General features: G+C 32.6%; 9 protein-coding genes. 3 read left to right on the forward strand and 6 right to left on the reverse strand.

Annotation, left to right across the window (positions count from 1 at the left end):
* A partial coding sequence (locus B2217_RS10230; RefSeq protein WP_291122511.1) for an efflux RND transporter permease subunit occupies positions 1–2,659 on the reverse strand: 2,659 nt, incomplete at its 3' end.
* Between the two features lie 125 nt (positions 2,660–2,784).
* On the reverse strand, positions 2,785–3,105 hold the full coding sequence (locus tag B2217_RS16980; protein WP_280061562.1) for a DUF6660 family protein: 321 nt from the start codon (positions 3,103–3,105) through the stop codon (positions 2,785–2,787).
* 340 nt (positions 3,106–3,445) lie between these two features.
* Here B2217_RS16980 and katG point away from each other — a divergent pair, with 340 nt between their 5' ends.
* Entirely contained in the window at positions 3,446–5,665 is a 2,220-nt protein-coding gene (gene katG, locus B2217_RS10235; protein WP_291122506.1) for a catalase/peroxidase HPI, read from the forward strand.
* 72 nt (positions 5,666–5,737) lie between these two features.
* Here katG and B2217_RS10240 read toward each other — a convergent pair whose 3' ends face one another.
* From B2217_RS10240 to B2217_RS10250, 3 genes are all read right to left on the reverse strand, one after another.
* Positions 5,738–8,086, reverse strand: coding sequence for a BamA/TamA family outer membrane protein (locus tag B2217_RS10240; protein ID WP_280046427.1), 2,349 nt, complete (start codon positions 8,084–8,086; stop codon positions 5,738–5,740).
* A complete protein-coding gene (locus B2217_RS10245) occupies positions 8,083–13,131 on the reverse strand; it encodes a translocation/assembly module TamB domain-containing protein (RefSeq protein ID WP_280046426.1) in 5,049 nt (1,682 codons plus the stop codon). The genes B2217_RS10240 and B2217_RS10245 overlap by 4 nt, the downstream gene beginning before the upstream one ends.
* A 320-nt stretch (positions 13,132–13,451) precedes the next feature.
* Entirely contained in the window at positions 13,452–14,489 is a 1,038-nt protein-coding gene (locus tag B2217_RS10250; RefSeq protein ID WP_291122508.1) for a serine hydrolase domain-containing protein, read from the reverse strand.
* Between the two features lie 139 nt (positions 14,490–14,628).
* Between B2217_RS10250 and B2217_RS10255 the strand changes: the two genes are divergently transcribed.
* Positions 14,629–14,955 carry a hypothetical protein gene (locus tag B2217_RS10255; RefSeq protein WP_125349744.1) on the forward strand — a complete coding sequence of 109 codons (327 nt, stop codon included), beginning with the start codon at positions 14,629–14,631 and terminating at the stop codon, positions 14,953–14,955.
* Between the two features lie 40 nt (positions 14,956–14,995).
* Here the strand turns inward: B2217_RS10255 and B2217_RS10260 are convergent, their stop codons facing one another.
* Positions 14,996–16,063 (reverse strand): patatin-like phospholipase family protein, encoded by a 1,068-nt coding sequence (locus tag B2217_RS10260; RefSeq protein WP_180906101.1) that lies wholly within the window; start codon positions 16,061–16,063, stop codon positions 14,996–14,998.
* Positions 16,064–16,141: 78 nt separating this feature from the next.
* Here B2217_RS10260 and B2217_RS10265 point away from each other — a divergent pair, with 78 nt between their 5' ends.
* On the forward strand, positions 16,142–17,023 hold the full coding sequence (locus tag B2217_RS10265; protein ID WP_180906100.1) for an AraC family transcriptional regulator: 882 nt from the start codon (positions 16,142–16,144) through the stop codon (positions 17,021–17,023).
* Positions 17,024–17,353 lie beyond the last annotated feature (330 nt).

Consider the following 17,353-nt stretch of genomic DNA (forward strand, 5'->3'; position numbering starts at 1 on the left):
TAAAAATTAATAATAAGGAGATTGGTACAGCAATCATCAAACGTTGACTAGCTGCTTGCAGATTTTCGAACTGCCCTCCATAGGTGAAATAATAGCCAGAAGGTAATTTGATTTCATTGTCTAATTTTGTCTGAATATCTTTTACAACCGATTGTACATCGCGATCTTTTACGTTGAAACCAATTACAATTCTTCGTTTTCCTTCTTCGCGACTAATTTGTGAAGCGCCTAATTTATAACTCACATTTGCCACCTGAGAGATCGGAATTTGATTACCAGAACTTGTAGGAATCATTAAATTGTTAATGTCATCAATGCTTTTTCGATGCGCACTATCCAATCGAACAACCAAATCAAAGCGTCGTTCATTCTCGAAAACTTGTCCAGCTGTTTTTCCAGCAAATGCTGTACTCAACATATCATTTACATCTTGAATGTTTAATCCATAATTTGCCATTCGAATTCGGTCATATTCAACATTAATCTGAGGCAAACCACTTACGCGTTCTACTTGTGGTGCTGTAACACCTTCAACAGATTGAATTGCTTTTGAGGTTTTATCTGCATAATAAGAGAGCGAATCTAAATTTTCGCCAAAAATTTTGACAGCTACATCTTGTCGAACTCCTGTCATCAATTCATTAAAACGCATTTGAATTGGTTGATTTTTTTCAAAGAAAACACCAGGAATAACCTCTAGTTTTTCCATCATTTCATCACCTAATTCTTCATAAGAAATGTTACGTTTCCATTCGTCCTTTGGTTTTAGAACCACAATCATATCTGTTGCTTCAGGAGGCATAGGATCTGTAGGAACCTCAGCGGAACCTGTTTTACCAACGACCATTTTTACTTCATCAAATTCTTTTAAAATTCGAGAAGCTTGCATGGATGTTTCTAAACTTTGGGTTAAGGAACTTCCTTGTGGTAAAATACAGTGAAAAGCAAAATCACCTTCTTGTAATTGTGGAATAAATTCGCCACCCATATTTCTGAATTGAATAATTGATACTGCAAAAATTGCAACAGTAATACCAACTAACCAATATTTGATTCGGATTGCTTTTTCTAATAATGGTTCATAAACTTTATGGATTTTCACCATCATTTTATCTGAAAAAGAAGCTTTGAGAGTAGGCTTTTTTGATAAAAATAAAGCACTCATCATTGGGATGTACGTTAACGAAAGAATCAATGCGCCTAGAATTGCAAAGCCAACTGTTTTAGCCATTGGTGTAAACATTTTTCCTTCTACACCAACCAAAGTAAGAATAGGAATGTAGACAATAAGTATGATGATTTCCCCGAATGCGGCTGAATTTCTAATTTTTGAAGCTGAAAGAAAAACCTCTTCATCCATTTCTTTTTGGGTTAATCGATGCGTTGATTTTCTAAGTCCAAGATGATGTAAAGTCGCTTCTACAATAATAACGGCTCCATCGACTATCAATCCAAAATCAATAGCTCCTAAACTCATTAAATTCGCACTCACACCAAAAACATTCATCATTCCTAATGCAAATAATAAGGATAGAGGAATGGCAGATGCAACGATTAAACCAGCTCTTAGATTACCAAGAAAAATAACCAATACAAAAATGACAATTAATGCACCTTCGATCAGATTTTTTTCTACTGTTTTAATTGCACGATTTACTAAATTCGTTCGATCAAGGAAAGGCTCGATGACGATATCATCTGGTAACGATTTTTGAATTGTTGGTATTTTTTCTTTAATTAGATTAACTACTTCATTAGAATTCGCACCTTTTAACATCATCACAACACCACCAACAGCATCTACTTCACCATTGTAAGTCATTGCTCCGTATCGTATGGCATGTCCTAGTCTTACATCAGCTACATCTTTTATAAAAATAGGAACAGTTCCCGTCGCATTTTTTATAGGAATTAATTTTACATCATCTAAAGAAGTTACCATTCCAATTCCTCGAATAAAGTAAGCATTTGGCTTCTTATCGATGTAAGCTCCTCCAGTATTTTGATTATTTTTTTCTAAGGCATCAAAAATATCCGATACACTAATTCCCATTGCGCGCAATCTATTCGGATCTAAAGCAACTTCGTATTCCTTCAATTCTCCACCAAAACTATTGATCTCAGCAACACCAGGCGTTCCGTTTAATTGTCTACGAACAATCCAATCTTGCATTTCGCGCAGTTGTTTTGAATTGTATTTTTTCTCACTTCCTTTTTTAGGATGTAAAATATATTGATAGACTTCTCCAAGACCAGTACTCACAGGTGATAATTCGGGAATACCAACACCTTGCGGAATGTCTTCTTGTGCTTCTTTTAATTTTTCGTTGACTAATTGACGCGCAAAATAAATATCTACATCTTCTTTAAACACTACCGTAATCACAGATAAACCAAAACGAGAAATACTTCTTGTTTCTTCGATATCAGGAATATTCGCAATACTTTGCTCAATTGGAAAAGTGACCAATTGTTCTACTTCTTGACCAGCTAGAGTAGGGCTGACCGTAATAATTTGGACTTGATTGTTGGTAATATCGGGTACCGCATCTATTGGCAATTTTGTTGCGCTCCATACGCCCCAGATAATCCACAATACAGTCATAATTCCAATAACAATTTTGTTTTGGATACTAAATTTTATGATTTTATCTAACACAGATAATTTGATTAATTGTATTAACATTACCCACTTATTATCAAAATAAATGAGCACAGAAAAGTGTTGACTTCAATTTTATATCAATTGAAATCAATGTGTAGACGAAAAAAGAAATCGTCTCGTTAAGCAATATTTATTTTAGGAGGTTGCCAGATATCGGCATACAATTGGTTTTGAATTGTATTCTTTTTGAATTGTATTTTCTTGGAAGTATTTGGTTCAAAAACTTTAGGAGTTTTTAGTAATCGTGTAAATTTCATTGATGAAATTGTAATTTGACAACAATTACAAACGCACAAAGGACTACATTGATCTTTATGATCTGAATTATCTTTCTCACTATGCACCATAGAAACTTGCGTTCTATTAGTATTTGTGTCTTGACATGGCACAAATGATAGAACATTAACATATAATGCAATTATGAGAATTATAAATTTCATTGTTACAAATGTATAAACATTTTTTTGACTATAATAATTTTACGATGTTAAGATATATTGAAGTTAAGATTGAAAATTTCTATGCATTGATATTATGTGAAATGTAGTTTTATCTTGATACAGATATAAACTTAAAAGCTAGAGGATTCTCGAAATCTCTTTACTCATTAAAAATAAACGAATCAATTTTTATAATATAATTAATAACTATTTAATTTACATTCTATATAAAATAAATTGATTGATTGATAAAACAATTTGATTTTTAATTGATAAGACAAATTACTATATTTATGATATTTACAAAACAAAAATTATTAAACATAAAAAAATAGTATTCATGGAGAATCAAGGAGGTGATATTTCAAAATGCCCTTTCCACAATGGTACAATGTCAAAACCAGTGGCAGGAGAAGGAACACAAAATCAAGATTGGTGGCCAAATCAATTAAAAGTTGATATTTTACGTCAACATTCAAATAAATCGAACCCAATGGGGGAAGATTTTAATTACGCCGAAGAATTTAAAAAATTAGATTTAGAAGCTGTTAAAGCTGATTTAAAAGCTTTGATGACTGATTCTCAAGATTGGTGGCCAGCAGATTTTGGGCATTATGGTCCATTTTTCATTCGTATGGCGTGGCATAGTGCGGGTACATACCGTGTGCAAGATGGTCGTGGTGGAGCAGGTGAAGGACAGCAACGTTTTGCGCCGCTTAACTCATGGCCAGACAACGTTTCGTTGGACAAAGCGCGTCGTTTAATTTGGCCTATCAAACAAAAATATGGTAATAAAATTTCGTGGGCAGATTTAATTATCTTAACAGGAAATGTAGCATTAGAGTCGATGGGATTCAAAACGTTAGGTTTTGCTGGTGGTCGTGCTGATGTTTGGGAACCAAATATGGATGTTTATTGGGGTTCTGAAAAAATATGGTTAGAAGAGAGTGGTGGTGCAAATAGCCGTTATTCTGGTGATCGCGATTTAGAAAATCCGTTGGCTGCGGTACAAATGGGATTAATTTACGTGAATCCAGAAGGACCAGATGGTAATCCAGACCCTTTGGCTTCTGCACGCGATATTCGTGATACGTTTGCGCGTATGGCGATGAATGATGAAGAAACATTGGCGTTGATTGCCGGTGGTCACACTTTCGGAAAAACACATGGTGCGGCTTCGGCTGATCATGTAGGACCAGACCCTGAAGCTTCTGATTTGGAAATGCAAGGTTTGGGTTGGAAAAACTCGTACGGAACAGGAAATGCAGGTGATACAATTACATCTGGTATTGAAGTAACTTGGACAAGTAAACCAACAGAATGGTCAAATTTATTTTTAAGTTATTTATTTGGTTTCGAATGGGAATTAACAAAATCTCCTGCAGGTGCTCATCAATGGGTAGCAAAAGATGTAGGCGAAATTATTCCGCATGCACATGATGCTTCAAAAAGATTACGCCCAACGATGTTGACTTCGGATATTGCGTTACGCATGGATCCAGCTTACGAAAAAATTGGACGTCGTTTCTTAGAACATCCAGAAGAATTTGAAGATGCTTTCCGTAAAGCGTGGTTCAAGTTAACTCACCGTGATATGGGACCACTTTCTCGTTATTTAGGTGCAGATGTACCGAATGAAGTATTCACTTGGCAAGATCCAATTCCAGCTGTTACGCATGAATTAATTGACGAGGCTGATATCGCTGATTTGAAAGCGAAAATTTTAGCTTCAGGATTATCTGTTTCAGAATTGGTTTCTACAGCTTGGGCTTCGGCTTCTTCTTTCCGTGGATCGGATAAACGTGGAGGAGCGAATGGTGCGCGTATTCGTTTGGAACCAATGAAAAATTGGGAAGCAAATAATCCAATTCAATTGAATAAAGTCTTAACAGCTTTAGAAAATATTCAACAAGAATTTAATTCAGCGAATTCGTCAAAACAAGTTTCGATTGCCGATTTAATTGTCTTAGGAGGAAATGCAGCGATTGAAAAAGCAGCAAAAGATGCTGGAAAAACAATTACAGTTCCGTTTGCAGCAGGTCGTGGAGATGCAACGCAAGAGGAAACAGAGGTTGAATCTGTAGCGTACTTAGAAACAATTGCAGATGGGGTTAAAAACTACCGCAAAAACACAAGAAGATCTGTTTCGACAGAAGAATTGGTGATTGATAAAGCACAATTGTTAACGTTGACTGCTCCAGAATTGACAGTTTTAGTTGGTGGAATGCGTGCGATGAATGCGAATTATGATGGTTCGAAACATGGTATTTTCACTGATCGTCCAGGTCAATTGACAAATGATTTCTTTGTGAATTTATTGGATATGGGTACTGTTTGGAAAGCGACAGATGAAACGAAAGAAATCTACATGGGATCTGATCGTAAAACAGGAGCACCTAAATGGACAGGAACTCGTGCAGACTTAGTATTCGGATCAAATTCTGAATTAAGAGCTGTAGCTGAGGTGTATGCTCAAGAAGATGCTCAAGATAAATTTATCAACGATTTCGTGGCAGCTTGGAATAAAGTGATGAATGCAGATCGTTTTGATTTGAAATAAATATATGATTAAATAAAAAAAATGAGCGTCCATTGTGACGCTCATTTTTTTTATTTTTGCTTTACGCTTTGCTTAGAACGGATATCCAATGGCAATATTCAAAATTAAATTATCTTTTCGCCATGCTTTATCTCCGAAATCAATCTTATCAAATGTCCATCGATCATTTTTTTCATAATATGGGACACGAAGCGGTGTTGCTAAATCTAATCTTAAAATTAAGATATTAAAATCTAGACGTAGTCCTAAACCAGCTCCAACTGCAATTTCATTCATAAACTCTTTTGAAAACTTAGCACCTGGACGTGTTTCATCTTCGTTAATTAACCAAATGTTTCCAGCATCAACAAACAAGGCGAGATTAAGAAAGCTGAATAATTTTTGTCTAAATTCTGCATTTAGTTCCAATTTAATATCACCTGATTGATCAAAAAAGAAATTTGCATTTTGATTGCGAGGATCATAACTTCCTGGCCCTAATGTTCGTGCTCTAAATGCACGAATACTATTACTTCCTCCTACAAAAAATTGTTTTGAATAAGGAACAAATTCAGAGTTTCCATATGGATAGGCTATTCCTCCAATGAATCGTGTGGCTATTGATGATTTTTCTGAAAATTTGTGATAAAAACGGAAGTCATGTTCCATTTTTGCATATTGACTAAATGGTATTTTGAAAATTTCTTTTTCCTTGTCTTTTTTCGCATTCGCACCTGTAATTAATCCTGTTAAATTTCCAGCTAAATCAACTAAACCTCGGTAATAAAATGTACTTTTTCGAGGTAACATTGTTGTGGTATACGTATACGAATATTGTGGTCCAAAAATTAATTGTTTGTCGACAACGCGTTTCAAACTTGGGTTGATGATATTTCCAATTGAATCGTAAATCTTGCTGTTGTATTCATCTGTCACTTTTTCTGGAAACAATAAAGTTGCACTAAAAATCTTTAAATTATGTTCTTTTTGCGCATTCTCTTTCCAAACGTAACCAAAAGAAGTATTGAAATTATGAAGCGTATATAATCTCGATCTGTTTTGATATTCGTAACCAATCTCAATATTGGTTCTCGGTACAAATGCACTTGATGAATGAAATTTGAAAGGCGCTACAATTCTTGGAATTGAAAGTTGCGTATTGAAACCAGCTCTAAAAATATTATTCGCATCTTTTTGTCCGCCCAATTGCATGTCAAATGCACCATATAATGCCATTTTTAGTTGTTCTGCGCCTTTGAAAATATTGCGATGTGTCCAGTTTAAATTTAATTCACCACCACCATAATTCGCCGAGTTTGTTCGTCCTAAAACTTCTAATCTCAACGACTGAAATTCGCGTGGTGTTAAGGTATAATACACATCAAATTTATGATTAACTGAATCAGAAATCACGAAATCATTTTTCACAAATTTGAATACACCCAAATTAATTAATCGATTTAGGGTTAAATTATGATCAGCTCGGTTGTAAATATCTCCCGTTTTAAAATATAACGCGCGGTCAAAAACTTTCGGTTTGAAAATCTTTTTAGAATCGACCATGTAAAATCCATTTTGCTCATATTTGGCTAAGGAATCGTTGTTCATGGGCATTTTATAGATTCCTTTTCGCGCTTCTCGAATGTTATAATCTGGGAAAACAATTACTTTGTCAATACTATATTGTTGTTTGGCTTGCTCTGGTGTCTTATCTTTTAACTTTACAAAAAGTTCAACATCTTGCTTATTCGTAACTGTACTATCCGCTTGTACAATGATGTTATCGGGATGAAAATAATAGTAACCATTTTCTTTCAGACGCGCATCTATTCGTTCTCGTTCAGCTTTAATCACATCCAAATCGAAAGGTTGCTTATCTTTCAGTAAGGTATTTGCTTGCGTTTTTTTAATTTCCTTGTTGACCGCTAAAGTGGTGTCTTTTGGGAAATTAACTTGGTTGATGTAATAACGTTTGCGGGGTTGCAAAACATAATGTACTTCCGCTTTTTTGTTTTTACTTATTGTATCATCTTGTGCTTTGGCATTGAAAAATCCTTTGTTTTCTGAATAATTGACCAGAATTTTTTTATTGAATTCGATGTCTACATCTCCCAATAAAACAGGTTTTTCACCCACTTTATATTTTAACCAATATTTCAGTCCTTTTTGCTTTTTGGGTTCGCTGGTGATGTTGTAAATGTACAAGCGAGGACGAAGTCCCAAAAAGCTCGAATTAGGTTTTGGGATGATATTTTTTTCGAGATTATCTTTTAGTTCAGCTTTGTCGGTTTTGCTTAACGAATCGCCTTCTATTGTTAATTTAGAGCCCGTGTAAAGCATTTCACCTTCTTTCAGAAAACGTGTATTGCTACAAGAAGAAACACCTAAAATAGAAATTGAACAAGTTATAAATTTGATATAGGTTAAAACTGATTTTTTCATGGTTTCACTTCTTGATTTTGTGTATTTCTATTTGCTCTGTTCGTTCTATTTTTTCTTCTTTTCTCGAAAATTTCTTTGAATTTATTATAATCTAATGTGATAATAAATCCAACACCTGTTTCTACAATTTGTCCTTGTAAAGCGACTTGGTATTCATCTTTTCGATAAGCTCTCAACATGTATCGACCATCACGCGATAAACTATAATCGATTATGATATCGCCCGCAATATTAGTCATGTTTTCATTTTCTCGTGCATCACCATCTAAACCAAAATTACTTCCAACCGAAACTTTCAATCGGTCGTTTAGTAATTGTTTGCTTACTGCAACATTCAGATCAGTACGAGTATTTTTAGATCCCGAAGAGTAATCGTCTTGCGTATCTAATCCCAAATCGATATCAATTCCTTGAATTAAATTATCCGCCAAATTATTCAATTGTTGCGACAAAATATTACTTACACTTTGTAGCGCCATTGTTTCTGCAGAAACACTTGTTTTACTTTCGAACGGATTCTCTCCAATAAAACGATTCAGCAACAATAATGCAAACACTTGTTTGTTCATTTCGGCTTCATCATTTTTCAACTGATCCAATTTCGATTGTGTATTTTCAATCACCGCAGTTGCAATGGATGGATTGTCTTTATCCATTGAAATATTGAATTTAATATCAGGTTTTAATAATTCACCTTTCAAAATTAACTCGGTATTGAACGGGATTCGTTGTTTGTACATGTTCATTTCAGAAGAAGAATAGCCCGAAATTTGTTGTTCGACCAAATCAATAGGAGCGGCTTTTGTTTTGTAAATTGCCATGATATCTAAATTCGCTGTAGTTGGCTCGCCAGTCCATGTAATGGTACTTCCTTTTTGGATATCAAAACGACGTTTTAATAAGCTCACCGAAAGTTCGTACGCACCTTTTTCTACTTGATAAACGCCAACCAAAGTCATTTTTCCTGAAGGATCCATTCCGCCTGTTAATTCGGCTTCACCTTGTATTTCTACAAAATCTCCGTTGGCTTTGTCGATGATAATAGACGTTTTGGCTTCTTTACTGATTTCAATGTTTACACTGACATCTAACCCTTTTATTTTAGATTCGGCTTTTAATTCATCTGTTTTAATCGTTTCTTGAAGCGCCACTTGATCTTGATCGATGAACTCGACAATTCCTTCGCGCTCTTGTAAAGAAGGCGAGGATTGAGGTAAAACAAATGTAAAATTCGTGTCATCAGTTACTGTTAAACTTCCGTTTACTTTCGGTAAATCTAAATCACCTTTTATCGTTAAGTTTGCATTGACAGCTAACTTTCCATACATAATCGCATCGTTCGATTTTTCTGAATTTACGACATTGAAATCTCGTCCATTTGCTGTTAAATTGAAGGCAAAGTCACGGTAAGTTTCCGTTAAAACTTCTCCTCTTATCGTTAATGAATTGCTATCGTTGTCATTGATTTTGAATCGATTGAACTCAATTCCTTTGTTCGTGAAATCAATCGCGTCATCAATTTTTCTGAAATTACTTCCTGTTTCAGCAATCGTTAAACCAACTTGATTAAATTTGACTTGACCTAAAATGCTCGGTTTATCAATTGTTCCAGCGATTTTTAGATTTCCAGAAATATAACCTTCTGTGTCTTTGATTTGATTCATTGTAAATCCTTGTACCGATTTCATTTCTAATCGATTGATATCTAAAGCTAAATCAAACGCACTTTCTTTGGTGTTATAATCTCCAAAAATCTTCATGTTGTTGCTGTTTCCATCTAAGGTAATGTCAGCGTTAATCGTGGTTGGAGAAGTGTTTTTTACATTTGCTATAATATTTCCAATAGGATTTCCGAAAGCTTTTAAATCTGAAACGGTCAAATCAGCATTGAATGTCATTCCTTTGTTTAAATCTCTAATTTGAGCTGTTCCATTGATTGTTCCTTCGGCAGGTAAATCATCTTTTTTAATGATTTCTGCAATGGTTTCAATTTTGAAATCTTTGATGGTAATATTCAGAGGACTTGTTCCTTTTTCCGATTCAGACTGCAACAAAATTTGACTTCCATTGTTCATCAAACTGAAATTATGCGCGACAATTCCGTCTTTTCTTAACTGAATTAAATTTCCTTCCCCAACTTGCCATTGATCGTAGTTTAAAACCAATCCATTCGGATTTAGACTAATTTCCGTTATATCATTCAGTGTTTTTAGATTTCCAGCCACCAAAAATTGCGTCGCATCTTTCGCATCCTTTGTCGAAACATTATAATTGATGACATTATTTGTAATATCACCATTCAAATCAATTTTTTGCAATTGAAAACTTTCACTTTTTAACGCATCCACATTCAACGAATACAACAAGGCTTCATTTTGGTTGGATAGTTTTAAAACTCCGTTGTTAATTGTATTTGTTCCGTACGTTAAATTTGGGATTTTTCCATCAACATTGATTTGTTTTGAATCTGCATCATAAGTTGCGTCAAGTGTTATGGTTTCGAAACTTTTCAAATCTGGAACAAATCTTCGAATCAATTCATCATCTTTAATTTTTGCATTCAAAGTAAAGAATTGATGAGGTTCTATTTTTTCTTCTTTATTCGGTTTCTGAAATTCATAATATTGGTTAATAGTTGAAGTTAGCGAACCAAAAATTTGTGTCAATTTAAATTTTCCTTTCATATCCAAATCGGCCAACTGCGAAGTCAAATTAATTTGATTAGAATCAGCAGTTGAAGTCGCAATCAAGCTCACTTCTTGCATTGGAAAAATATCTTTTGTATTGGATAATGCAAAGTTTTTTAGATATAAAGAACCATTTAAATTATCTGGATTTAAATCAGCAAAATTGGCATCAATTTCTCCTGCAACAATCATTGGTTCGTTGTAAAAACCAAGTTTTTGAACATCTAATTTGACAATATTTCCGTTCAATTTTACATTAGATAAATCTTTTTTGTACACGCCAGAAGCTGTCAAATTAAGATTCGCATTCGGATCTTTCGAGAAAACATGAGCATCAAACGCTCCATGATTCACTTTTGCATCGAGTGCTATATTTTGATAAGTATATTTATTGTAATAAGCTGATGAAACGGTTCCTGAAAGTTTTGTAACCATTTTTTCAGGGTTGAAACTTGTTCCAATAGCATTAATTTTTCCTGTTATTTTACCTAACTCTTTGTTGCTAATAAGCGTTCCAATATCCAAGTTTTGTAGATCTGCTTTGACATTATATTTCTCGGCATCCTTTTTTAGCATGTCCACAATCGCATCAATTTTCGCATTTCCTAACGTAGAATTTATTGCCAATTGCGTATTGATGATCTCGGTTGTTCCTTTCGCTTTTCCTTTGACAGAAAGCTTTGAAGGAATTCTAATGTTATTTGGAATAGTATTTTTCGGAATTAAATTGTAAATCGTTTTAGATGATGTCGAGAAGTTTTTTATGTTCAAATCATAAAATAAATTCTTCGGATTCATCGCATTTTTCACTCTTCCAGAAGCCGAAAGTTGCAAGTCATCCAAACCAGAAACTTGGAGATTATTAATCAATAAATCGTTTACTTTTCCTTTTACATTGGTGTTAACACTCAGAATGGCGTTTGGATATTTGTCGAAAGGCGTCGTATTTCTAAGCGTTGGAGCAAGATTTAAAATATCTGCAAAACCAATTTTTGAGTTTTTGATATTCGCATTCACCAAAACATTTTCCGGATGAGAAGTTAATTCATTAATCGTGTTGTAACGCAAAATAACTTCGTCTCGAAGAACGGTTCTTGGTGTTTGTAAATAAAGGTTTTTCAGATACGCTTGTGTATCTGCGTACAAGAAATCTGTTGTTAATTTCTGAATATTCAATCCTCTTGATTCCTTTATTTCTGCACTTTTTACTTGTCCAGCAAATGTGTTATTTTTCATTTCAAAATCGCGTAAATCAAGATTTAATTTAGAAAAATCCAAATGATTAAAATCCATTCCTTGAGCCGTTCGACGTTCTGCAGTATTGTTGTATTTTACTTTTACATTTTCTAATTTCGTTTCGTTCAAAACCAAATTCATTGGTGATGAAGAAGTGGATGAGGTTGAAGTAGAATTGTTCGAAGAAAGGAATAAATTCGCTTCGATATCAGCGTCTTTCAATAAGATATTTTCGATATCGAAAACAGAATGTTCAAGGTCAAGTTTATTGACTTTCGTTTCAAATTCGTTTAGGTTAATTTTGGCAAAAGTCTTCGAATTTTCGTCACCATAATTAACTTTAATATCATTCAAATTAATCTTACTCAACCCAATTTGAAATGGAGTTTGTTTTGCATTTGGATCAATTTTATCAACATTATTATCTTTGATTTTATTAACCATTTTTTGATTAAAATCAACCAACAAACCATTCACCAAAATATCATCAACCGCATAATAATTTTGTTGTAAATCAAGCTTTTTAACCCTAGTTTTGAAGTCTTTGAATTTTACTTTTGCAAACATTCCAGAAATATCATCGCCATAATCGATATCAAAATTGGTTAAATTAATTCCGTTCAATTCAATTTTCATCGGCTTTTGATCATTCAAAGAATCTACTTTTTCTTCTACTTTTTTCGCAACTTCTTTTACAATATATTGTTTCAATTTTAGCTTTAAACCATCCAAATTGATATCGCCAATTCCATACGAATTTTGCTCTAAATCGAATTTTTTGACACGCGTATCAAACGAATTTAGATGAACTTTGATGTTATTTGCCGCTTGATGATCATTGAACGAAACATTAATATCATTCAGTTTTATTTTATCTAACGAAATGATAAATGGCTTTGAAGGACTTTCGTCTTTTTCGTCTGTTACAAAAGCATTGATAATATAATCGAAATTGAATTTCCCATCTGGTTTACGGATAACATTCGCATGAACGCCACTCAAATCAATAGATTTTATATCTGCTTTACTTTTGGTCAATTGCCAAATATCCAAACCAACGTCAAACTTTTTGACCGATAAAAGCGTGTCGACATCTTGTCCTTGTAAGTATAGATTTTCCATCACCAAACTGTTTGGGAAATCGATATAAACACGGTCTAATTGTACTTTTGTATGTATTTTATTTTCGAGGTAATTAACTAATTTATTTTTTACAAAATTTTGTACAGTAGGAAACTGTAAACTAAAAATTGCAATTGTTAATAACAAAATTATTGACAATATAGAAATTGAAAAATATTTGAGTATTTTCTTTAAGTTGAATTTCAATTGGTTATATTTTATTCGTTTTGGATCGTGATTATATAACAATTTTCCTACAAGGATAATACCAAAAATATTGTTTTATAATTACTTAATAAATGTTTTGAAGATAAATATTTTTACCTAACTAAATTGCTTTCGAGTAAACTATTTTTGAATTGTTTTTCGTAAAAATAATAATCTTCCGAAGCATTTGGCATTATATTTTGCAAGACAACTAAACTAACTTTTGATTTCGGGAAATAGATATTTATCGCTGAAAAACCATCTCCTAATCCCGTATGTCCAATGTAATTGATGTTGTTTTCGGTTATATTTCTGATGTTATAGGCATAACCTTGCGGTATTTTCCCAAAAACATCGTGTTGCGAAAGAGTAGAAGGTGTGATCAAAAGTTGATATGTTTCGGGTTGTAGAATTTTACCATTGTGTAATAAATTATTCCATTTTACTAAATCATTCGCAGTAGAAATTATTCCATCTGCAGGTAAATCTTCTTCTGTAATTATTGTTTGATAATTGGGAACAAGCGAATCATTTCGATAAAAGTATCCTTGTACTAATTGATGCTTTTCGGTCTTGGAATAAACAAAAGTTTCATTCAATCCAATTTCTTTGAACAAATTTGTAGCCAATTCTCGGAATGTTTTATTGGTAACATTAGTCAAGATTTTGCCTAAAAGTACATTCGAATAATTTCCATATTTGAACTCTGTTCCAGGTTTGAACAACAAAGGTTTTGTTATATCTTGGATTCCATGTGTATGATTAAGCAATTGATGTACAGTAACAGAATCTGCCCACGATTGAGTGATTTCTGGTAAATATGTTTTAATCGATTGTTGTAAATCAATTTTACCTTTTTCGACTTCTTTCAAAATTAAAACTGACGTAAACAATTTTGAATTTGACATAATTTCAAATTGATTTGATTTATTTAGTGCAATTTTCTTTTCAAAATTCTTAAATCCGTGTACTTTTTCATAAATCGTTTTACCATTTTTGGAAACGATTACAACTCCATTAAAAGTAAATGAATGTTTTGAAATGATAATTTTTTCGAAGTCATGTTTTAATTTCGCGTTTTTTTGCGCGAAAATTGGTTGACAAATAAGGCAAATTAATCCTAAAGTCAAGATTTTTAGAAGAGTTTTCATTTTTGTGTTTTGGTTGATGTAAAAGTAAAATATAATCTGTTTTGAAATTGATAATATTTTAAAATTCTCTTAAAACTTTTTGATTTTCATTGGTAAAACCAATATTCTTTTATTAAATTTGAGTCAAACAATTGAAGCTATGAGAAGAATTTTTTTTGAAAAAGATAGCCACAAAGACTACTTATTTGTTATAATTGATCACGAAAGAGAATTGGATCAAATTTATAAAGTGGATAATTTTACTGACGAAACTGGACGCGAATATGTGTACACCTTGATTGGAGAACGCAAAAAACTGAATGCAGATTTGTTAAAGCCGCATGTTGTTGCGCTAGAGAATGGAAGTTATACAAATTACAATGGAGAGGGAATTGTAACAGATTGTCACGCTTGTTTAGAAAGTATTGTGGATAATAGAGGATTGAATCGAGAACAGGAAATATTTGTTTATGTTCGAAATAAATAGAAATTAGAAAAGGCTTTGAAATTTTACTCAAAGCCTTTTTTTATGAGATTTCAACTTGATTGAAAATTAATTTTTGAACAACTTCATCCAAATGTTCTTTGTGTTTTGCTACATAATCATTGGCAACATCCAATAACGTTTTAATATTACTGTTGGAAACATTTCCTAAATCCAATGCAGATTCTGGAATTTCAGGATTAAATCGATAATAATTTTGTTGGTATTTTGGCTTCAATAAAGCGAACATACTTCTCATTTCCTGATCGACCATATCAACGCCAGTTGAAATAAAAATGTCTACCAAAGGATCTACCCATTTAGATTTTGAAATTCCTGTTAAATGTTCGTGTTTATAAGATTTTGCACGCGAACCATTTCCGAGAGAAATGATAATAAATTCTTGTAAAGGTGCTGTTCCATTATACTTTAATTCATCTTTGAAGTATTTATTGAAATTTATTTTTTGCGTTTCGATAAAACCAACAAAAGTCGGATTGTTTGCAAAAACACCACCATCAATACAGCTAAATTCTTGATCAGCGAATGATTTTATTTTCGCAGGTTCAAAATAAGTTGGCGCAGCTGATGAAGCACGACAAATATCTTTTACATAAAAATTTCGGAAAGGAGAAATTCCATCAATTGAATTGAAAATTTTTGGTTTTTGATGCTCAGTATCATAAGAAACTATTGCGCAAGGACGAATCATATCTTTTAACTCTGCCTCTCCAAAAACGATTTTTAATTGCTCTTCCAATACAAGCGTTGGTAAATTATCTTTCAGCACACTCAACGGATTATTGAGAATTGTCCAGAATGTTTTTGAGAAAATATTTTTCCCTTCGCCTAAATAAATATTCAAAGCATCTGTAATCGAGTGTTTTGCTCTTTTTGGATTTTCGGTAGAAGGAGATAATAACAAAGAAGCGATTAAAGCACCAGTACTTGTACCTGCAATAAAATCGACATAATCGCCTATTTTAGCATTTTCGTCATGAATTTCCTTTAATTTATCTTCGATGTATTTTAAAATGACACACGATATAATTCCTCTAATTCCTCCGCCATCCAAAGAAAGTAAGATAATTTTTTTCTCTTTAAATTCCATTTTTGATGTTCTATTGTTTAAAGTTAAACTTTTCCTTTCAAATATTCTTTATTTTTACACTTGATAATTTGTTTCAAAATGACCAAAAAACTTTTCCCAACATACGATATCTGTAACCTGAATACCGAAAAAAATAGTAATGAGTTGTTTTCCATCGATCGTTTTAGAGGTTATGTTGATAGTAATCCACATTTGCAGGAAGTTCACAGTCATAATTATTACCATTTGGTCTATTTTACAGAAGGTAGCGGCGAACATTTGATCGATTTTGAGAAGTTTGAGGCTAAATCTGGGACAATGTATTTTATGAAACCTGGACAAGTACACCAATGGTATTTTAAGGAAAAATATGATGGGTTTGTCGTGAATTTTTCTGATAATTTTTTTGATTGGATTGGAATTAATTCTTCTATTTTACAAAAATTTAGATTTTTACAATCTATTTTGGTGAAAGATCATGTGGTTGAAATTTCGCCAGATGTACAAGAAAAAATTTCAAGTTATTTTGAGGAAATGATAAATGAAAATCAAGAAAATAATCAATTCTCGAATTTAAAAATTGGTTTTCATTTGATGAATTTATTTATTGATATTGAACGAAGTTTGGAAGCTGTAAAAATTAAAACAAGTGATTATCAATCAGTGTTGCTGAATAATTTTCAGTCGCTTATCGATCAAAATTTCAAGACCAAAAAATTACCGAAAGAATATGCCGAATTGTTGTACATTACACCCAATCATTTGAACGCGTTGTGCAAAGATATTTTGGGAACATCGGCAGGTGAATTAATAAGAAGTCGCATTGTTTTAGAAGCAAAACGGTTACTTGTTAATAAAGAGATTTCTGTTACAGAAATTGCGTATTTACTCAATTTTCAGGATGCTTCTTATTTTGTGAAATTCTTCAAAAAATACACTGAGTTTACGCCAGAACAATTCAGAAAACAATATTATTCGTAATTATTTACTGCATTTTATAACATGATTAAACAGTGTTTTGAATGAAATATTTTATTTTTCTCCTTCTCTCTCCAAAAAATTCTAAATTTCTTCAAAAAATATTTTTTACAAGAAGTTAAATGTTAATGATTTGGCGTGTTTTAATTAAATACATTCAAAATATTATCAGAATAAATATTCATTTTAAAAATATTTTGCAGAATTAATACGCTACTATGTTATGCATATGTCGTAAAACTACTACATATTCGATTGTAAACGTTTAAAAATGGTTAATTAAAAAATCTGTTTCTAATTTAGTCATAGATGAAAATTAAAATAAATCAATCT

It is taken from the genome of Empedobacter sp. UBA7620, from assembly GCF_002484185.1.
In the GTDB taxonomy this organism is placed as follows: domain Bacteria; phylum Bacteroidota; class Bacteroidia; order Flavobacteriales; family Weeksellaceae; genus Empedobacter; species Empedobacter falsenii_C.